The following is a 20,072-nucleotide window of genomic DNA, read 5'->3' on the forward strand; positions in this document are numbered from 1 at the left end:
CCGCGGTGAACCAACCGCTCCCAGGAGAATTGTGACGCGTGCCAGCAGCCGTCGCCCCGGCCCGCCGACGAGAACCGAACGCGGCATCCCCGAGGCGACTGTCGCGCGCTTGCCGGTCTACCTGCGGGCCCTGACCGCGCTCTCCGACGGTGGCACCGCCACCGCGTCGAGCGAGGACCTGGCGACCGCCGCGGGCGTGAACTCCGCCAAGCTCCGCAAGGACCTGTCCTACCTGGGCTCGTACGGCACCCGCGGCGTCGGGTACGACGTCGAGTACCTGCGCTACCAGATCGCCCGCGAGATCGGCGTCACCCAGGACTGGGCGGTCGTCATCGTCGGGATCGGAAACCTCGGCCACGCGCTGGCGAACTACTCCGGCTTCGGCACCCGGGGCTTCCGGATCGTCGCGCTGCTGGACGCCGACCCGACCCTGATCGGCGAGCGGATCGGCGACATGGAGGTCCGCGACTTCGCCGAGCTCGAGGACATCGTGAAGGCCGACCGGGTCTCGATCGGCGTCATCACCACCCCGGCCGGCCCGGCGCAGGAGGTGTGCGACCGGCTGGTCGCCGCCGGCGTCACCAGCATCCTGAACTTCGCGCCCGTGGTGCTGTCCGTGCCCGACGGCGTCGACATCCGCAAGGTGGACCTCTCGATCGAGTTGCAGATCCTGGCGTACCACGAACAACGAAAGTCCGGAGAGGCGGCGCTCCCCCAGGTGCCCGAACTACCAGCGCTGAACGGTCTGACGGACTTCCCCAGTGTCGGGGGAGGTGTGGGCGCATGAGCTACCTGGTCGTCGGCATCAGTCACCGGTCCGCTGCCATCGACGTCCTCGAGCGGGTCGCCCTGGACGCGGACGCCGCGACCAAGCTCGGGCTCGCGGTGCGGAACTCGCCCGCCGTCGCCGAGTCCGCGGTCGTTGCCACCTGCAACCGCACCGAGGTGTACGCGACCGTCGACCGGTTCCACGCCGGGATGGACGAGGTCACCGCGATCCTGTCGGACATCACCGGCGTACCGCTGCTGGATCTCGCCGAGCACCTGTACGTGCACTTCGAGGAGGGCGCGGTCGCGCACCTGTTCCAGGTCGCGGTCGGGCTGGACTCGATGATCGTCGGCGAGAGCCAGATCCTCGGCCAGCTCAAGGAGACGCTGCGGGCCGGCCAGGACAACGAGACCATCGCCACCGACCTGAACGCGCTGTTCCAGCACGCGTTGCGGGTCGGCAAGCGGGCTCGCACCGAGACCGGGATCGACTCGGCCGGCCGCTCGGTGGTCTCCGCCGGGCTGGAGGCCGTCGGTGGGACCGAAGGCCGCCGGGCGCTGATCGTCGGCGCCGGCTCGATGGCCTCGCTGGCCGCGCAGACCCTGATGAACGGCGGCGCGCGGAGCGTGACCGTTGCCAACCGCAACTACGACCGCGCGGTCGCGCTCACCGACCGGATCGGCGGTACGGCGATCAAGCTGGCCGGCGTACCGGACGCGCTGAAGGAAGCCGACCTGCTGGTGTCCTGCACCGGCGCCCGCGGTGTGGTGATCACCGAGGAGATGATCCGGGACGCCGCCGGCGACCGGCCGCTCGGCGTCCTCGACGTCGCCCTGCCGCGCGACGTCGCGCCCGAGGCGGCCCGGATCCCCGGCGTCACCCTGATCACGCTGGCCGACCTGGTCGGCACCGCGGGCGGCAGCGAGGCCGACATCGACGAGGTACGGCGGATCGTCGGCGAGGAGACCGGCGCGTTCGAGGCCACCCGGCGGGCCGCGTCGGTGGCGCCGACCGTGGTCGCGCTGCGGGCGATGGCCAGCTCGCTGGTCGACCAGGAGCTGGCCCGGCTGGAGCGCCGGCTGCCGGACCTGGACGAGCACGAGCGGCACGAGGTCGAGCGGACCATCCACCGGGTCGTCGACAAGGTGCTGCACAACCCGACGGTCCGGGTGAAGGAGCTCGGCGGCGACCCGGGCGGACCGACGTACGCCGACGCGCTCCGGCAACTGTTCGCACTCGACCAGGCGGCCGTGGACGCGGTCACCACTCCGAAGGGCGGTGAGCAGGCATGATCCGCCAGATTCGGCTTGGTACCCGCCGCTCCCAGCTGGCCACCGCACAGGCGACGCTGGTCGCGGACGCGCTGCGGAAGCTCGGCCACGAGGTCGAGCTGATCCCGATCTCCACCACCGGCGACAAGGACAAGGTGTCCCCGGTCGAGCAGATCGGCGGCACCGGCATCTACGTCAGCGCGCTCCGGGACGCGCTGCTGGCCGGCGACATCGACATCGCGGTGCACTCGCTCAAGGACCTCCCGACCGCGCCCGTCGACGGTCTGGTGATCGGCGCGATCCCGGTCCGCGAGGACCCGCGCGACGTACTGGTCGCCCGTGACGGGCTGACGCTCGGCGAGCTGCCGCGCGGCGCGGTGATCGGAACCGGTGCGCCGCGCCGGTCGGCGCAGATCGAGGCGCTCGGCCTGGGCATCGAGTGCACCGGCGTCCGCGGCAACGTGGACACCCGGATCGGCCTGGTCGCCGACGGCAAGGTCGACGCGGTGGTGCTGGCCCGTGCCGGGCTGGCCCGGCTGGGGCGGCTCGACGAGGCGACCGAGACGCTGGACCCGATCCAGATGCTGCCGTCGCCCGGACAGGGCGCGCTGGCCGTCGAGTGCCGCGCGGACGACACCGGCGTACTGGCTGCGCTGGCACCGCTGGAGGATGCCGCCACCCGCGCGTCGGTGACGGCGGAGCGGCAGCTGCTGGCGACCCTCGAGGCAGGGTGCACGGCGCCGGTCGGGGCCCTCGCCGAGGTGGTCGAGGGCGAGGACGGCCCGGAGCTGTGGCTGCGCGGCGCGCTCGGCCAGGAGGACGGCGTACGCCGGCTCTCGGCGAACGGGCCGGTGGACGACCCGGTGGCGCTCGGCAGGGCGCTGGCGAACGAGTTGCTGGAGCGAACATGACACCGGCACAGGGCACGAGCACAGCCCACAAGAAGGCCCAGAAGACGGCCCACAGGACGAGCACGAAAACGACGAGGGCGAAGGCAGACGTGAGCGCGAAGACAGCCGCAACCGCGGCACCGCAGAAGGCCGCGACCAGTACCGTCAAGCAGACCAAACCGCTCGGCCATGTCACGTTCGTCGGGGTCGGGCCTGGTGACCCGGCGCTGCTGACGCTGGCCGGTCGGGACGTGCTCGCGAACGCCGACGCGGTGGTTGTCGAGGGCCCCGAACACGACGCGTTCCTGGGCTACTGCAAGGCCGGCGTCGAGGTCGTGGACGGCTCCGGCGCCGAGGGCAGCCGGGCGCTCCGGGTGGCCGCCCGCGCGCGGCTGGTGGTGAAGACCGCGAAGACCGCGGCGAACGTGGTGCGACTGCTCAGCGGCGACCCGTTCACCTTCTCCAGCGGCGCCGAGGAGGCCGCCGCCTGCAAGAAGGCAGGGATCGCGTTCAACGTGGTCCCGGGGGTCAGCGAGCTGAGCGCGGTTCCGACGTACGCCGGGATCCCGCTGACGATGAAGGGCGACCGCGAGGTCACCGTCGTCGACCTGGCCGAGAACAAGCTCGACCTGACCCGCCTGCAGCCGAAGCAGACCCTGGTCCTGCTGAACGCCGTGGAGACTCTGAAGGAGACCGTCGCGGCCCTGGTCGAGGCCGGCTTCGACGCCGCCACCCCGGTCGCGGTGACCGTCGGCGGCACGACGACCTCGCAGACCAGCGTGGTCGGCACGCTGGAGACGATCATCACCGACCTGCGGACCGCGAAGGTCACCGGCGAGGCCGTGATCGTGGTCGGCGCGGTGGTCGAGCAGCGTGAGGCGCTGTCCTGGTTCGAGACCAAGCCGCTGTTCGGCTGGCGGATCCTGGTCCCGCGGACCAAGGACCAGGCCGGGCCGTTGATGGACCGGCTCCGTCGGTACGGCGCGATGCCCGAGGAGGTGCCGACGATCTCCGTCGAGCCGCCGCGGAACCCGCAGCAGATGGACAAGGCGATCCGCGGTCTGGTCGAGGGTCGCTACGAGTGGGTCGCGTTCACCTCGGTCAACGCGGTGAAGGCGGTCCGGGAGAAGTTCGACGAGTACGGGCTGGACGCGCGGGCGTTCTCCGGGCTGAAGATCGCCGCGGTCGGCGACAAGACCGCGGAGGCGATCGGGGCCTGGGGCATCCGTCCGGACCTGGTCCCGTCCGGTGAGCAGTCGGCCGCCGGGCTGGTCGAGGACTGGCCGCCGTACGACGAGCTGCTGGACCCGATCAACCGGGTCTTCCTGCCGCGCGCCGACATCGCCACCGAGACCCTGGTCGCGGGCCTGACCGATCTCGGCTGGGAGGTCGACGACGTGACGGCGTACCGGACCGTCCGGGCCGCCCCGCCGCCGGCGCCGACCCGCGAGGCGATCAAGTCCGGCAAGTTCGACGCGGTGGTGTTCACCTCGTCGTCCACGGTCCGGAACCTGGTCGGCATCGCCGGCAAGCCGCACGCGTCCACGGTGATCGCGGTGATCGGCCCGGCCACGCTGAAGACCGCCGAGGAGCACGGCCTGCGGGTCGACGCGATGGCCGAGACGCCGTCGGTCGAGGAGTTGGCCGACGCCCTGGCCCGGTTCGGTGCGGACCGCCGTGACACGATGGTGGAGGCCGGTGAACCGGTCACCCGTCCGTCCGAGCGCCGCTCGGGCTCGCGCCGAAAGAGCTGAAATGCCTGGATTCCCGGAAGTGAGGCCGCGCCGGCTCCGGTCGTCGGCGGCGATCCGCAGGCTGGTCGCGGAGACCACGCTGGAGCCGCGGCAGCTGATCCTGCCGATGTTCGTCCGGGAGGACGCCCGGGAGGCGATCCCGATCGCGTCGATGCCGGGCGTCGTCCAGCACACCCGGGACACCGCACGGAAGGCGGTCGCGGAGGCGGCGCAGCTCGGACTGGGCGGCGTGATGCTGTTCGGCGTACCGACCTCGAAGGACCCTGAGGGCTCGGGCGCGCTGGACCCCGAGGGGATCCTGAACGTGGCGATCGCCGACGCCCGGTCCGAGGTCGGCGACTCGCTGCTGGTGATGTCCGACCTCTGCCTGGACGAGTTCACCTCCCACGGGCACTGCGGCGTACTCGACGCCGAGGGCCGGGTGGACAACGACGCGACGCTGAAGATCTACGCGGAGATGGGCGTCGCGCAGGCGTCCGCCGGCGCGCACGTGGTCGGCCCGTCCGGGATGATGGACGGCCAGGTCGGCGTGGTCCGCAAGGCTTTGGACGCGGCCGGCTTCGTCGACACGGTGATCCTCGCGTACGCCGTGAAGTACGCGTCGGCGTTCTTCGGCCCGTTCCGCGAGGCCGTCGACTCGTCCCTCACCGGCGACCGGAAGACGTACCAGCAGGACAACGCCAACTCCCGCGACGCCATCCGCGAGGTCGACCTCGACATCGCCGAAGGCGCCGACATCGTGATGGTGAAGCCGGCCCTGGCGTACCTCGACATCATCCGTCAGGTCCGCGACCACGTGAACGTCCCGGTCGCGGCGTACAACATCTCCGGCGAGTACGCGATGGTCGAGGCCGCCGCCGCCAACGGCTGGATCGACCGCGAAGCAGCCATCGTCGAAACCCTCACCGCCATCCGCCGGGCCGGCGCCGACACCATCCTCACCTACTGGGCCACCGAAATGGCCCAGCAGCTCGCCAGCCGCTGACCCGCGACTGGTTGTCGCCACACAGCGTGAGGTCAGGCGACAAGCTATTGCTTGTTCCCTGACCCCGCCGAGCGTTCTCGGACTGGGTGCGCTGGGCTGTCGGTGGGGTTTGCTTGAGTGGGGTGCATGGAGAACCCGACAGCAGCGGTTGAGGTTTTACGTCAGGCGGGGGAGCGGGGGGATGCGGACGCGGTCGGAGCGGTGCTGGCCGACGACGTCGTCTTCCATTCGCCGCTGACCGATCGGCTCACGTTCCAGGGGCGCGACGAGGTGGTCGCGCTGCATCGCGACATCTTCGCCGTACTCGAAGACCTCCACACCGGCGAACCGCTGACCCGCGGCGACACCCAGGCGTTCTCGTTCCGCGCCCAGGTCCGGGGCGTGGAACTCGAGGCGATGAACCTGGTCCGTTGCGACGAGCACGGCAAGATCGCCGAACTGACCGTCTTCATCCGCCCACTCCCGGCCCTCGCCACCCTGTTCGCGACCCTCCCACCCCGAGTCTCCACCCGCCGCCGCGGCCCCCTCATCGGCACCCTCGTGGCCTGCGTAGGCGCCCCACTCGCCCTCGCCTTCCGCACCGCGGACCGCCTGGCCCCCAAGTTCCTCTAGCGGACGAGATAGGTTGTTGGAGGGAAACCCTTAGGTCCCCCCGTCGAGACGAGCCCGGTTGTGGCTCACGGACGAGGGAGGTACCCGATGAATGAGGTTGTCCTGCCGCCGGACGACGGTGTTGAGCAACTGTGCAGCAGGTTGCGGATCGACCGGGCTGATCGCGAGTCGACGCTCGCCGCGCGGCCGGATCCCGGCGAACATCCAGAGCTTTGGCGTGTGCTCGAACGGTCGTACCAAGTGCTGCTGGCACAGCTGGGGCGACGGGTCCCGGGGAATCCCGCGTGGGCGCCGTTGCCGGCAGCGACCGGAGCGGTGGGACGTCATCTGTTCGTGTGGGTGTTCCTCGCCGTCGTGCCGCACGTACGCGACTACCACGCGACCATCGGGCTCACTGATCGCGAATCGTGGGACTCGCTAGGTGCGCTGGGAGAAGAACTGGAGTTGTCACGTCGGCTGACCGGGCGGGCCGGGCTGGATGCCACTTGGGGACTGCCGTTGGTGTTCAGCGGTACGAGCTTCCGGCTCGGGCGGTTGGCCTTCGAGCGGCAGCCGCCTGGGGACGACAACGCCTGGAACACGCATGTGCCGGGCGATCGAACGCCGTTGACCAGCGCGGCGTGCGACGCGTCCTTCGCGCGCGCGATGGAACTCGCGGAACAGTGCGGCGGCCACGTCGACGGCTTCGTCTGCCATTCCTGGCTGATGGACGACCAGTTGCAGCGGTACTTGCCGACGACGTCGAACATCATCCGGTTCCAGCAGCGCTTCACCCGGTTCACCGACCGGGTGAAGGCTGACTGGGCACCCATCGAGCACGTGTTCCACCGCCGCTTCGACGGCGACGACGTACCGCCGTCCCTGCTCGATGAGCTGCCGCAACGTACGACTCTGGAACGCGCGGTCGTAACCCATCTCCGCTACGGCGGTCACTGGTACAACCGAACTGGGTGGATGCGCAGGCGCCGAACGCCTGTCCGTCATGCGCCTCGGCTCAGCCTTTGAGGCCGGTTTGGGCTAGGCCTTCGACGAATTGGCGTTGGGCGAGGATGAAGATGATGAGGACGGGGAGGGCGGAGAGGGTGGCGGCGGCCAGTTGGGTGTTCCACATGGGGCCGCCGTAGGCGTCGACGTACTGGGTGAGGGCCTGGGGGATGGTGAACTTCTGTTTGGAGGAGAGGAAGACGATCGGCTCCAGGTAGAGGTTCCAGCTGTGCAGGAACGTGAAGATCGCGACCGCGCCGATTGCCGGCCGGGCCAACGGTAGGCAGATGCGGTAGAAGAGGCCGAAGCGGCCCAGGCCGTCGACGCGGCCGGCTTCCTCGAGTTCGGCGGGGAGCGTGATGAAGAACTGGCGCATGATGAAGGTCGCCAGCACGCTGGGGGCACCGAGCATCGGGATCAGGATGAGCGGCCAGTGGGTGTCCACCAGGCCGAAGGCGTCGAACATCTTGTACAACGGGATGATCGTCACCTCGTTCGGGATCAGCAGCCCGGTCAGGACGACCAGGAACACAACCCCGGCGCCGCGGAACTTCACCCGGGCGAACGCGTACCCGGCGAGCGACGACACCGCCAGCGTCCCGATCGTCACCACCAGCGCGATGTAGAGGCTGTTCAGGTACTGCCGCCCGAACGGCTGCAGCTCGAACACCTGCTTGTAGGCGTCCAACGTCGGCGACCCCGGCAGCAGCGAGGGCGGAAACGCGAAGATCTCCGACACCGGCTTGAGCGACGTCGTCGCCATCCACCAGATCGGGAACACGAAGGGCACACAACACACCAGCAGTACGCCGTAGATCAGCAGCTTAAGCCTCATGGAACACCCACTTCTTACGCATCTGCCACTGGATCACCGTCAGCACCAGCACGATCAGGAACAGCACCAGCGACAGCGTCGCGCCGTACCCGAAGTGGTGGAACTGGAACGCCTGCTGGTAGAGGTAGTACACGAGCACCGTCGTCGACGTCCCCGGACCGCCCTGCGTCAGGACGGCGATCTGCGCGAACACCTGCAGCGACCCGACGATCGTCAGGATCATCGTCAGCAGGATCGTTGGGCTGATCAACGGTACGGTCACCCGCCGGAACCGCGCCCACGCCGACGCCCCGTCGATCCGGGCCGCCTCGTACAGCTCCGCCGGTACGCCCTGCAGCGCCGCCAGGAACAGCACCATGTTCAGCCCGACGTTCTTGAAGAGCTGTACGACGATCACCGACAGCATCGCCGTACCGCCGGAGCGCAGCCAGTTCGGCCCGTTGATACCGAAGACGTGCAGGAACGCGTTCACGCCGCCGTTGTCCTGCAGGAGGAAGCCCCACACGATCGTCCAGGCGACGAGCGTCACCACGACCGGCGAGAAGAACAACGTCCGGAACACCACGGTCCCGCGGAGCTTCTGATTCAGCAGTACGGCGAGGAACAGCGCCAGGCTGAGGTTCAGTACGACGAGCCCGACCGAGAACAGACCTGTTGCCCGCAGCACCGGCCCGAGTCGCTGGTCGTCCGCGAGCGCCTGGTAGTTGTCGCCGCCGACGAACTCGAACGTGCCGCCCAGCACGTTCCACTCGTGCACGCTGTACCAGACCACCAGCCCGAGCGGCACCAGGACGAACGTGACGATGCCGGCCAGCTGAGGCGCGACCATCAGCCAGCCCGCCAGCGTGTCCCGCCGGCGCATCGTCCAGTACGGCGCCCGCGCGGCCGGGCTGTCCGACCGCGTGGGCTTCTCCAACGTCAAGGTCATTTCGCCAGCAAGGGGTTGATCTTCGAGCAGACGCCGGACAGTACGGTCTTCACGTCGGCGTCCGGCTTCCACAACGGGTCAAGGGCGGCGCGCACCGTCTGCTGCAGCTCGGCGTACCCGGTGTGACTGGGCTTGATGGTGCCGTTTTCGATGCCCTTGACAACGACACTGTCGAGTTGGGCCGGCTTGAGCAGCGGGTTGGCCTTCGCGAGGGTGGCCGCGTTCAGCTCGGACTTGCGCGGCGGCGGGAAGTACTCCGCCAGCTTCGCCGAGTTCTGCGCGTTGCTGAAGTAGGCGAGGAACTGCTTCGCCGCATCCGCGTGCTTGCCGCGCTTGAACACGCCGATCCCGGCCTGCCCGACGACCGAGTAGTCACCGGCCGGACCCTTCGGCAGCGGCACCAGATCCCAATGGAACTTGGCCTTCTCGAGCAGCGCCGCCCGGCTGATCTGGGTCAGCACCATCGACGAGTCGCCGGCGAAGAAGTCCTTCGTGACGCCCGGCCCCGGCATGCCCTTGTCGGTGAAGATCATCTTGTGGACGAACGTCATCGCGTCCACCATCTGCGGCTGGTCGAACTGGCAGCTCTTGCCGTCCTCGCTCCACGGCCGCGCGCCCCACCCGGACCAGATCGCGTTCAGCGTGTCCCAGCCCTTGTAGTCGAAGTCGCCGACCACCAGGCCGCCCTTGCCGGTCTTGGCCTGTACGGCGGCGGCGGTCTTCGCGGCCTCGTCCCAGGTCCAGGTCCCGGAGGCGATCTGCTGCGCGGGCGACGGCCGCCCGGCCGCCTTCACCAGATCGGTGTTCACGAAGACGCCCAGCGGCGAGGTGGACAACGGGTACGCGTAGAGCTTGCCGTCCTTCTCCCAGTTGGCCGTCGTACTCGGGACCAGATCGGGGTCCTTGTCGATCGGCTCCAGCGCGCCGGAGCTGACGAAGTCCGGTGCGTTGGTCTCGAAGATCCACGCCAGGTCCGGGACGTTGCCGCCGCCGATCTGCGTGGTCAGCGTGGTCGTGTAGCTGTCGAACGGGATCGACTCGAAAGTGATCTTGCCGATCTCCGGGTGGTCCTTCTTGTAGGCGGCCGCGATCTGGTCGAACAACGCCAGATGCTTGGCGTTCGCGCTCCAGATCGTCATCCGCAGGTCGATCGGCGCTCCGGCGCTCGCGCCGGAGCCGGAGCCGCCGCCGCAGCCGGCCGCCACCAGCAGGGCGGCCGCGGACAACGCCGCTGTCAGTCGTTTCATCAGGGGACCTCCATCAGGTAACCGGAGCTCAGTAGCCGGAACTCAGTAACCGGCGATGGCCGGCCAGGCGAGTTCGATGCCCTGGGCAACCAGGTGGTCCTGGAACTCGCCGAGCAGGGCAGGGGTGGCGTGGACCGCGCGCGGACTGACACCGCGATCAAGGCAGAAGCCGGCGAGCAGGCCCGCGGCCTCGCCGATGTTCCACTCGACCGGGTGCAGCCGGTAACAGCCGTTGGTGATGTGCGTGGTGCCGAGGTTCTTGCTCGCGGGCAGCAGGTTCTCCACCCGCTGCGGGACCAGCGCCCCGAGCGGGATCCGGAACGGGCTGCTCGCCACGTCGATGTAGTTGTCCCCGCCGGTCGACGGGTGCAGGTCGATCCGGTACATCCCGATCCCGACGCTGTCGGCGTACTCCACGGCGCCCCGGGAACCGCGGACCGCGACCGACAGGTCCTGCTCGACGATCGTGTACGCCGCCTTGATCCGCCGCGACTCCCGGATGTACGGCGCCTGCGCGAGCCCGTCGGCGGATCCGACCAGGTCGCCGCGCAGCCGGAGCCCCGGGAACCCGGTACCGCCGTCGGGCCGGGGTGCCTCGGTCTGCAGCCAGTAGAACACCGCCTGGGACAGCTCCTTGGCCGCCGCGAGATGCTTCGCCGCATCCGGTACGTCGATCACCGGGCCCTCGAAGTAGTCGATCATCGGCCAGTTCACCAGGCAGATGTCGCTCGCGTACGCGCCGGGGACGAAGTGCCGGCGGGCCGCGATCCGGCGGAAGGTCCACAGGTTCAGGTCGCCGCCGCTGCGCCGCTGGTCCGCGACCACGGCGAGCGGGTCGTCGTCGGGGTTCGGGGTGAAGGACCGGTGTGAGCTCTCCAGGGTCCGGGGGTTCGGCGCCGTCCAGGACAGCAGCCGGTCGCCCCAGAAGTCCGGTTGGTAGTTCCGCCAGAAGGCGTAGTTGGCCGGCTTGTCGCCGACCTGGTCTCCGTCCACGTGGTCGACCGCGAAGCAGTACGACACCGCCTGCATGTTCAGCGGCTGCGCCTCGGCCGGCGCGCTCGGCTCCCCGGTCTCGTGCTGCGCCTCGAACCCGGTGACGTACTCCGTCCCGGTCAGCGGCAGCAGTTCGCCGGTCTCGGTCGCGTCGAGGATGTACGGCGCCGTGAGGGTGAGCTGCTCCCCGGTGTCCCGGTGCTGCACGGTGACCGCGGTGACCCGGTCGCCGTCGGTGTCGGCGGAGACCGGGCGGTACGGCTGCAGGACCTGCAGCCGGCGGCTGGCGCGGTACGGCGCGAGCATCTCGTCCAGTACGGCGACAGCGACGCGCGGCTCGTGACAGAGCTTCGACACGTACCCGGCGCCGGGGTTCAGGTGTGGATCCGCCCGGGACGCGACGGTCAACGGGTAGTGCCGGCGGTAGTAGTCGCGGATCCCGTCGCGCAACGCGCGGTACGACGCGGTGATGCCGAACTGCTCGACCCAGGAGTGTTCGTCCGGCGGGACAGCCTGGCTGGTCAGCTGACCGCCGAGCCAGTCGAACTCCTCGGTCAGGACCACCGACCGACCGGTCCGGAGCGCGGCCAGGGCCGCGGCAACGCCGCCGAGCCCACCGCCGACGACGAGAACATCTGTATGCATCTAGGCACCTTTGCTGGGCGGAGTGAGAGTGATTCCGTCGGTCAGGTCACAGGGGAGGAGCAGTTGCTGCTCTGTGGCGGTGCCGCTGAGGACGGCCTCGAGCAGCTCGACCGCGCGCAGCCCCATCGCCCGCCGCGGGACGTGGAAGCCGGAGAAGTCCAGGTCGCTGGCCGCGGGCCGGGTGGCATCGCCGAGCGTGACCACGGACAGGTCGCCGGGTACGTCGACGCCGCGCTCGGCGGCAGCGGCGTACAGCGCGATCGCGTCCGCGCGCTCCTCGACGAAGGCCGCGGTGATCTTGCGGTCGAGGAGGTCGTCGAGGACCTCGCCCGCTGAGCGGTCGGCGGTCGGCACGTGCGGTGCGCGCGCGCCGGCGGCCTCCCGGAAGCCGCGCATGCGGTCAGCCGACGACTCCGCGCCGCTGCCGAGCCCGGCGTACGCGATCCGCCGGTGGCCGAGCGCGCGGGCCTGTTCGACGACGGTGCGGGTGGCGCTGGTGTAGTCGGCGCCGACGTACGGCACCGGGCCGCCGGCGTCGTCGCGGCGGCCGACCGACACGAACGGGTACTCCTCGGCGATCAACCGGGCGAGCTCCTCGCCCGGGATCTGCCGACCGAGCAGGAGGCAACCGTCCGCGATCCGGAGCCGGTTGTTCTCGTGGAAGATCCGCCGCCGGCCCTCGGCCACCGGCGCGCTGGTGAACAGCAGCAGGTCCCAGCCGAGCCGCTCGGCGCAGTCCTCGATCCCGGCCATGAACGGGTGGTAGAAGTCGCCGCTGGCGCTCGGGAAGACCGACTCGTACGTGAACACGCCGAGGATCTGGTTGCGCTGCTGGGTCATCCGGCGGGCCAGCGGATCGGCCTGGTAGCCGGTCTCGCGGATCACCTTGAGCACCCGGTCCCGGGTCTCGGCCGGGATCCGCGCGGTGGCGTCGCTGCGGTTGTTCAGCACCAGCGAAACCGTCGTCTGACTGACCTTCGCCAGCCGCGCGATGTCGCGCTGGGTGAGCCGGGTCGCCTTGTCTGCCATCGTCGATCCTTCGCGGTAATACGGATTGCCGGGAACCGTAGAACAGTCCGCCGGTACCCGTCAAGAGCTGGAATTCGATGATAATTCGAATTATCACCGTCCAAGGTCTTGACCCGCCGAGAGCTGCCGCAGAAGACTCACCGCAGTCCGCTCGCAGCTAGGAGATCCCGCTATGTCTCTGAAACGCCGTACCGTCCTGCTCGGCGCCGTGGCCGCCACTACGATGACGTCGATGTCGATACCCGCCCGTGCCGCCGGCCTCCCGTTGCTGGCCGGACTCCCGGCCGGGGCGCCGGACCGGGGGTTGTTCGCGCCGGGGGAGCAGCGGTTCGCGCCGTACCTGGTGATCCTGGCTCCGATGGCGAACGACATCGTTACCAGTGACACCGTGGATGGCGATCCATACGGCTTCATGGCCGGTGGCTGGTGGCGGACGCCGGCTCAGCCGTACAACTCGCGCGTCCAGGAACACGTTTTCACCCTGAGCTGGTTCTACGCGAACGAGCGCGCCTGGAACCCGTACTACCGGGACAACGCGCTGCTCGGCCGGCTCGACGCCGCGTTGCAGCACTACATCGGGTTGCAGAACCCGGACGGGTCGTGGCCCGAGTACCACCCGGGCGAACAAGGAAAGGCGTCAAGCGGTTTCGGAATCGGATATCTGGCGAAGACGCTGGCCAACCTCCGGCAGGCGAACGCGCTTCCCGGCCGGCAGGCGCAGCTGGAGGTTGCCCTGCGCAAGGGAGTCGACTGGTACCTGGACCCGGGGAACTCGGTGGTCTGGGACGATCCGTTCGAGTACACCAACCAGGCGACCGCGGGGGTGGCCGGCTCGGCGCTGACGCTGAAGCTGCTGCCCGACCACGACCGGTCGCTGAAGCTCCAGGACCGGATCCGGTTCATCGCGAAGTGGGCGCAGAGCCCGGCCGGGTTCTTCTACGACCCGCGCGGGATGGACATCAACTACAACTTCGAGGTGATGCTTCCGGAGCTGGCCGAGCTGTACCTGCTCACCCGGAACCCGCAGCTCGCCACCATGGCGCGGCGGTTCGCCGACTGGTTCGGGTACAACCTGCTCCGGGAGCCCGACGGCTCCGGCTGGCTGACGTACTACGCCGTCTCGGACCGGACCGCGGAGGCGTTCTACGACGACGTGATCCCGGACCCGGACCGCACCATCCTCGGCTCGCACTTCGTCCCGGTCGCGCCGGACCTCGGCGCGTTCTTCACCTCCCGCGAGGACCAGACCGCATCCCGGCAGGCCTGGGCCGCGGACCCGGCCCCGGTGCCCGCGCTCGCGAAGCAGGACACGTCGCCGCGGATCATCGCGCACGCACCGTACGGCGAGACGATGCCGACCCGCGCCGCGAAGGAGGCAGCGATCGCGCGCCTGCCGTACCTGCGCAGCGATCACTTCACCGAGCGGCGGCACGACGACTACGGCAACCAGGACTACCTCTACGTACGCCGTCCCGGCCTCTATCTGGGCGCGTTCTTCGGGGACCGGCAGGGGAGCGGCGTGAAGGCCGGCACAGGATTCCTCTGGCACCCGGTCGCGGGCACGGTGATCCACGCCCAGCAGACAGCGACCGGGGCCTGGGCCACGGTCCTCGGAGGCAAGGCCGACGCGGAGACCAACCTCGTCGCCACGTACCCGTCGAACGACCTGGTCCGCTACCACACGCCCGACGGTTCGGTGGCGACCGAGCTGCTGGTCGGCCCGAACTCGGTCAGCCGCCGGGTCACCGCGACCGGCGCCGCGACCGAACAGATCCCGCTGGTACTGCAGCCGGACGACGAGGTCGTCTTCTCCGACGGGACCGTCGTGCCCTACAACCAGAGCCGCACCGCGACGGCCGACGGCCTGGTGATCCGCCGCGGCAAGGCCACGATCACGATCACCTGGTCGAGCCCCCGGACGGCGACCGTCAGCACGTCGTCCCGGACGTACCTCCGCGACGCCCGCCGCCGGATCCACGTGCTCCGGATCCCCCACGACGGAAACCTGGAAACCGTTGTACGAACGGTTTCCTAGACCCGGAACCTGAGCACCTGGCGACCCGGCGTACGACCGGTCAGGTAGACACGAAGTCCGTCCGGGGTGAGGCTGCCGCCCAGGTAGGTGTAGCGCTCGCCCGGGTCCATCGCGACCCGGGCGGCGCCGCTCCCCGGCCCGAACTCGATCCGGTCGGCGCCGACCGTGTAGCTCCCGGTTCCGGACACCAGTTGGTAGTTGCCGTTAGCATCCAGTTCGGAAACGCCGGAAAGCGTTCCGCCCGGGCGGAAGCACAGCTCGATCGCGTACGCCGTCTCGTCGCCGGCGAACTCGAACGTCAGGTCGAACCCGTCCGCGACCTCGGCCACCGTGACGTCGGTCCGCAACGTCCGGTACTGCTTCGGCCGGTGCGGGAAGTCCATCGACGCGTAGAACCGGCCCTCGGGCGTCAGCGCGTACAGGCCGTCGGGCCGCCGGTACCGCCTGGGCAGCGGCAGGTGGTACGGAACCTCGACCTCCTGCTGGAGCTTGAAGGTGCCCGGTCCGGTGCGCCGCAGCCCGTCGCTGCGGAAGTGCCCCGTGCTGAAGAACTGCGGGGACAGCCGCACGGAGTCGAGGATCGCCGAACCCGTGCGCAGCTTGAAGAAGGTCGGGTTGGTGGACAGCCCTGACGAGATCACCGGGATGTCGTGGAAGTCCGTGCCACCGAAGACCGTCGCCGTGCGGGCGCCGCGCCGTACCCGGACCGACGCCTGCGACGGGTAGTGCTGGGCGAAGTCGTCGGGCGCCGGTGCGGCGGCCGGAAGCGTCGCGGACAGCGACGGCCGTTCGAGGACCTCGGCCAGGAAATCGCCGAGCTCCCCGGTCCCGCGCGCTTCGATGCTCTTGGCGACAGTCGTGAACCGCCCGTCCCCGGTGTGCAGCGCGAGCTCGCGGAACTGGGTGAGATACCACCAGACCTCGCGGACGCCCTTCTGGTCCTGGCGGCGGGACGCGGTCGTGTCCACCTCGCCGTTCGGCTCGAGGAGGTAGAGGGTCACGTCGAGGTTGCGCCGTACGTAGTCCAGCAGGCCGGGCCTGTCGCGCAGCCACGCGATCGTGAGCAGGCACGGGTTCGTCACCTCGGCGGCGTACGTCGAACTCCGCTCGCTGTAGATCCCGTCCGGGGTCGCGTCGATGCCCTCGTCCAGCCACTCGTCGATCCGCGCGGTGTACCGCCGATCCGGGAACAGGTGGTTGGCCCGTGCCAGTGCCGCGGACACCTCCCACCGGTGGTTCGGCGTGTGGACGCCGCCGGTCGCCAACGCGGGCGCCGCCTTCTGCACGACCGACGCGAGCGTGGCCCGTAGGGCGGCGGTCGCCGGCTGACCGTCCGCGTCGAGCAGCGCGTACAGCATGCAGACGTCCTGGATCGCGAACGCGCTGTCGGGTGGCGAGTGCAGGTTGCCGACGTCGTACAGCCCGTCCTCGTGCTGCCGCGCCGCGAGCTGCTCTACGAGCCGGCCGAGCGGCTCCAGAAGCGACGTGTCGTGGTGGTACGTCGACCGGCCCCACACATACCCGGAGACCAGCCGCCGCGCCTTCCGGGCGACCGTACGGACGCTGTCGGCGGCGTTCCGGTAGTTCGCGAGCACCAGCGGGATCTGGGTCTGGTTGGCCTCGGTCAGCAGTGTCAGGAAGTCCTCGTCCACAGCTGTCACTTCAGCACGAGCAGCGCCCGGATGCAGGGCGCCGACCGCGACCGTGGTCAGCGAACCGGTCAGAAACGTACGTCGGAGCATCGGGGTCTCCCGTCGGTAAGCGGTTCCCAAATGTCCAGAACTGTCGCTGCGCCACTTTGTCCTGTCAAGACCGCGCGAACGACCGTATCCGGACACCCCGGCGAGCTGGCGAACCCTTGCATAAACCGGTTTCTCGTACTAGTTTCACCGGCCAGAGCAAACGCTTTCCGAATCATTTCCGCTGTTCCGGAGGTAACGAGACGATGAGTGCGCTGGGTGAGCTCGGCAGCCTCCGGGGGAAGAAGTCCGCAGGTCAGAAGAAGGACAACCTGGCCGGCTACCTCTTCCTCGCGCCCTGGCTGCTGGGCCTGTTCCTGATCACGATCGGCCCGATGCTGGCCTCGCTGTATCTGTCCTTCACGGACTACAACCTGATCCAGGCGCCGAAGTGGATCGGCCTGGAGAACTTCACCCGGATGCTGTCCGACCAGCGGCTGCACAACTCGCTGAAGGTGACGTTCACCTACGTGTTCGTGTCGGTTCCCCTGCAGCTGATGATCGCGCTGCTGCTCGCTGTGGTGCTGGACCGGGGCGTGCGCGGGATGGCATTTTATCGATCCATCTTCTACCTGCCGTCGCTGCTCGGCTCGAGCGTCGCTATCGCGATCCTCTGGCGGCAGGTGTTCGGCACCACCGGCCTGCTGAACCAGTTGCTCGACCTGTTCGGAATCCACGGAAAAGGCTGGATCTCCGACCCGAGTACCGCGCTCGGCACGCTGGTCGTGCTGAACGTCTGGACGTTCGGCTCGCCGATGGTGATCTTCCTGGCCGGGCTGAGACAGATCCCGTCGATGTACTACGAGGCGGCCGCGGTCGACGGCGCCGGGACGCTGCGCCGGTTCTTCAGTATCACGCTGCCGCTGCTGACGCCGATCGTGTTCTTCAACCTGGTGCTGCAGATCATCCACGCGTTCCAGTCGTTCACCCAGGCGTTCGTCGTCTCCGGGGGCAGCGGCGGGCCGTCGGACTCGACGATGTTCTTCACGCTGTACCTCTACGACCGGGGCTTCGGGAACTTCGACATGGGCTACGCCTCCGCGATGGCGTGGTTCCTGCTCGTGATCATCGGGGTCTTCACCGCCGCGAACTTCTTCGCCTCGAAGTACTGGGTGTTCTATGACGACTGAGACGCTGTCCCGTACCGTCGCCACCCGCCGGACCGCGGGCCTCAGCTGGGCCCGGATCCGGCCGCTGGTGATCCACGTCGTACTCGCCGGCTCGGCGCTGGTGATGCTCTACCCGGTGATCTGGATGGTGGTCAGCTCGCTGCGGCCGGGCAACGAGATCTTCCGCGACCCCGGCATCCTGATCAAGGACCTGCGGATCGAGAACTACCGGGTCGGCTGGAACGCGCTGACCGAGCCGTTCACCCGGTACCTGCTGAACTCGGCGCTGGTGGTGCTCGGCTCGATCCTCGGCAACCTGGTGTCCTGCTCGATGGCGGCGTACGCGTTCGCCCGGCTGGAGTTCACCGCGAAGAAGCTCTGGTTCGGGATCATGCTGCTCAGCATCATGCTGCCGATCCACGTGGTGATCGTGCCGCAGTACATCCTGTTCTCGAAGCTGGGCTGGATCAACACGGTGCTGCCGCTGATCGTGCCGAAGCTGCTCGCCACCGACGCGTTCTTCGTCTTCCTGATGGTGCAGTTCATCCGCGGCATCCCGCGCGAGCTGGACGAGGCCGCCCGGATCGACGGCTGCGGCAAGGCGTCGATCTTCCTCCGGATCATCCTGCCGCTGATGGTGCCGGCGCTGGCCACCACGACGATCTTCACGTTCATCTGGACCTGGAACGACTTCTTCAGCCAGCTGATCTACCTGACCGACCCGCACATGTACACCGTGCCGATCGCGCTCCGGTCGTTCGTCGACGCGACCTCCAGTTCGTCCTGGGGCTCGATGTTCGCGATGTCGGTGGTGTCGCTGGTCCCGGTCTTCCTCGCCTTCCTGCTCGGTCAGCGGTTCCTGATCAAGGGCATCGCCACCACCGGCATCAAGTAACCCCTGAAAGGTCATCACATGAGGCACATCCCCAAGGCCCTGACGGCCCTGGCGCTGGCCACCACGCTGCTGGCCGCCAGCGCGTGCGGCGGCGACTCCGGCGGCGGATCGTCGTCCGCGGACGGCGGCAAGGTCACGCTCCGATTCACCTGGTGGGGGTCGGACACCCGGACCAAGCTCACCCAGCAGGTGATCGACGCGTACCAGAAGGACCATCCGAACGTCACGATCAAGGGCGAGTTCGGCGACTGGTCCGGCTACTGGGACAAGCTCGCCACCACGGTCGCGGCGAACGACGCGCCGGACATCATCCAGATGGACGAGAAGTACCTGCGGGAGTACGCCGACCGCGGTGCGCTGCTCGACCTGAAGAAGGCGCAGGGCCTGGACACCGGCAAGTTCGAGCCGGACACGCTCGGCGCCGGCGAGTTCGACGGCGGGCTGTACGGGCTGAACGCCGGCATCAACTCGTTCGCGGTGGTCGTCAACCCGGCGGCGTTCAAGACCGCCGGCGTACCGGTCCCGGACGACAAGACCTGGACCTGGGACGACTTCGCCAAGACCGCCGCGGAGATCACCACCAAGACCGGCGGCAAGGTCACCGGCACCGGACCCCTCGGTACGAACGAGGCCGGCCTGAACCTGTGGGCGCGACAGCACGGCGAGTCGCTGTGGACCAAGGACGGCAAGCTCGGCGTCTCGCCGGAGACGACCACGGACTTCTTCAAGTACATCCTGAAGCTGCGGGACCAGAAGGCGATCCCGTCGGCCGAGGCGGTCTCCCAGGACATCAACGCGTCGCTCGACCAGTCCGCGTTCGCGACCGGCAAGCTCGCGATGAGCTTCATCTGGAGCAACCAGCTGGTGGCGTTCAGCAAGGCGACCGGCCAGCAGCTGAAGCTGCTCCGGATCCCGAGCGCGGACGGCAAGGCCGCCGACAACGGCTCGTACTACAAGGGCTCGATGTTCTGGTCGATCTCGTCGCGGACCAAGCACCAGAAGGAGGCCGCGGAGTTCGTCAACTACCTGGCGAACAGCACCGCCGCCGGCAACGTGCTGCTGGCCGAGCGGGGCGTGCCGCCGAACACCGAGGTGCGCGCCGAGGTGACGCCGAAGCTGCAGCCGGCCGACGCCGCGACCGCGAAGTTCATCCAGGACATCAAGCCGGATCTCGGCGACCCGTCGCCGGCCCCGCCGGTCGGTGGTGGACAGGTGGAGAAGATCATCCAGCGGTACACGACCGATGTACTGTTCGGGCGGCAGGCGCCGGACGCGGCCGCGAAGGCATTCCTGGACGAGGTCAAGGGTGGGCTCAAATAGTGTTGCTGACCGCAACTGATTGTCGATGACGG

17 protein-coding genes are annotated in these 20,072 nt (G+C 69.0%); 11 read left to right on the forward strand and 6 right to left on the reverse strand.

What is annotated here, in order from left to right:
• The first annotated feature begins 31 nt into the window (after nt 1-31).
• From AB0M51_RS20125 to AB0M51_RS20155, 7 genes are all read left to right on the forward strand, one after another.
• Nucleotides 32-787: a redox-sensing transcriptional repressor Rex gene (locus AB0M51_RS20125; protein ID WP_344197608.1), complete on the forward strand. Its 756-nt coding sequence runs from the start codon at nt 32-34 to the stop codon at nt 785-787.
• Nucleotides 784-2,061 carry a glutamyl-tRNA reductase gene (locus AB0M51_RS20130; protein WP_344197610.1) on the forward strand — a complete coding sequence of 426 codons (1,278 nt, stop codon included), beginning with the start codon at nt 784-786 and terminating at the stop codon, nt 2,059-2,061. The genes AB0M51_RS20125 and AB0M51_RS20130 overlap by 4 nt, the downstream gene beginning before the upstream one ends.
• The gene (gene hemC, locus AB0M51_RS20135) at nt 2,058-2,951 is read left to right on the forward strand and encodes a hydroxymethylbilane synthase (protein WP_344197613.1); all 894 of its coding nucleotides are present in this window, start codon (nt 2,058-2,060) and stop codon (nt 2,949-2,951) included. Before AB0M51_RS20130 ends, hemC begins: the two co-directional genes overlap by 4 nt.
• Nucleotides 2,948-4,684, forward strand: a complete 1,737-nt coding sequence (locus tag AB0M51_RS20140) for a uroporphyrinogen-III synthase (RefSeq protein ID WP_344197615.1) — start codon at nt 2,948-2,950, stop codon at nt 4,682-4,684. Before hemC ends, AB0M51_RS20140 begins: the two co-directional genes overlap by 4 nt.
• Nucleotide 4,685: 1 nt before the next feature.
• Complete coding sequence (gene hemB, locus AB0M51_RS20145) at nt 4,686-5,669, forward strand: porphobilinogen synthase (RefSeq protein ID WP_344197617.1); 984 nt, start codon at nt 4,686-4,688, stop codon at nt 5,667-5,669.
• A gap of 126 nt (nt 5,670-5,795) precedes the next feature.
• The gene (locus AB0M51_RS20150; RefSeq protein ID WP_344197620.1) at nt 5,796-6,281 is read left to right on the forward strand and encodes a nuclear transport factor 2 family protein; all 486 of its coding nucleotides are present in this window, start codon (nt 5,796-5,798) and stop codon (nt 6,279-6,281) included.
• An 87-nt stretch (nt 6,282-6,368) separates the two neighbouring features.
• Nucleotides 6,369-7,286, forward strand: coding sequence for an acyltransferase domain-containing protein (locus AB0M51_RS20155; protein ID WP_344197622.1), 918 nt, complete (start codon nt 6,369-6,371; stop codon nt 7,284-7,286).
• Here AB0M51_RS20155 and AB0M51_RS20160 read toward each other — a convergent pair.
• The 5 genes from AB0M51_RS20160 to AB0M51_RS20180 are packed head-to-tail and all read right to left on the reverse strand — an operon-like array spanning nt 7,276 to nt 12,942.
• Entirely contained in the window at nt 7,276-8,100 is an 825-nt protein-coding gene (locus AB0M51_RS20160) for a carbohydrate ABC transporter permease (RefSeq protein WP_344197624.1), read from the reverse strand. The two genes, AB0M51_RS20155 and AB0M51_RS20160, sit on opposite strands and share 11 nt — an antisense overlap.
• Entirely contained in the window at nt 8,090-9,028 is a 939-nt protein-coding gene (locus tag AB0M51_RS20165) for a sugar ABC transporter permease (protein ID WP_344197626.1), read from the reverse strand. Before AB0M51_RS20165 ends, AB0M51_RS20160 begins: the two co-directional genes overlap by 11 nt.
• The gene (locus AB0M51_RS20170; RefSeq protein ID WP_344197628.1) at nt 9,025-10,275 is read right to left on the reverse strand and encodes a sugar ABC transporter substrate-binding protein; all 1,251 of its coding nucleotides are present in this window, start codon (nt 10,273-10,275) and stop codon (nt 9,025-9,027) included. The genes AB0M51_RS20165 and AB0M51_RS20170 overlap by 4 nt, the downstream gene beginning before the upstream one ends.
• Nucleotides 10,276-10,317: 42 nt before the next feature.
• A complete protein-coding gene (locus AB0M51_RS20175) occupies nt 10,318-11,913 on the reverse strand; it encodes an FAD-dependent oxidoreductase (RefSeq protein ID WP_363749709.1) in 1,596 nt (531 codons plus the stop codon).
• A complete protein-coding gene (locus AB0M51_RS20180; protein WP_363749710.1) occupies nt 11,914-12,942 on the reverse strand; it encodes a LacI family DNA-binding transcriptional regulator in 1,029 nt (342 codons plus the stop codon).
• Nucleotides 12,943-13,114: 172 nt separating this feature from the next.
• On the opposite strand from AB0M51_RS20180, the gene AB0M51_RS20185 reads away from it, so the two are divergent.
• Nucleotides 13,115-14,977 (forward strand): hypothetical protein, encoded by a 1,863-nt coding sequence (locus AB0M51_RS20185; protein ID WP_363749711.1) that lies wholly within the window; start codon nt 13,115-13,117, stop codon nt 14,975-14,977.
• On the opposite strand, the gene AB0M51_RS20190 is transcribed toward AB0M51_RS20185, so the two are convergent.
• Nucleotides 14,974-16,719, reverse strand: coding sequence for a hypothetical protein (locus AB0M51_RS20190; protein WP_344197637.1), 1,746 nt, complete (start codon nt 16,717-16,719; stop codon nt 14,974-14,976). The genes AB0M51_RS20185 and AB0M51_RS20190 overlap by 4 nt on opposite strands.
• Nucleotides 16,720-16,922: 203 nt before the next feature.
• Here AB0M51_RS20190 and AB0M51_RS20195 point away from each other — a divergent pair, with 203 nt between their 5' ends.
• The 3 genes from AB0M51_RS20195 to AB0M51_RS20205 are packed head-to-tail and all read left to right on the forward strand — an operon-like array spanning nt 16,923 to nt 20,040.
• Entirely contained in the window at nt 16,923-17,846 is a 924-nt protein-coding gene (locus AB0M51_RS20195) for a sugar ABC transporter permease (RefSeq protein WP_344197639.1), read from the forward strand.
• The gene (locus AB0M51_RS20200) at nt 17,836-18,720 is read left to right on the forward strand and encodes a carbohydrate ABC transporter permease (protein ID WP_344197641.1); all 885 of its coding nucleotides are present in this window, start codon (nt 17,836-17,838) and stop codon (nt 18,718-18,720) included. Before AB0M51_RS20195 ends, AB0M51_RS20200 begins: the two co-directional genes overlap by 11 nt.
• An 18-nt stretch (nt 18,721-18,738) precedes the next feature.
• On the forward strand, nt 18,739-20,040 hold the full coding sequence (locus AB0M51_RS20205) for a sugar ABC transporter substrate-binding protein (protein WP_344197643.1): 1,302 nt from the start codon (nt 18,739-18,741) through the stop codon (nt 20,038-20,040).
• Nucleotides 20,041-20,072: the final 32 nt, after the last annotated feature.

The organism is Kribbella sp. NPDC051137 (assembly GCF_040682535.1).
GTDB classification, from domain to species: domain Bacteria; phylum Actinomycetota; class Actinomycetes; order Propionibacteriales; family Kribbellaceae; genus Kribbella; species Kribbella karoonensis.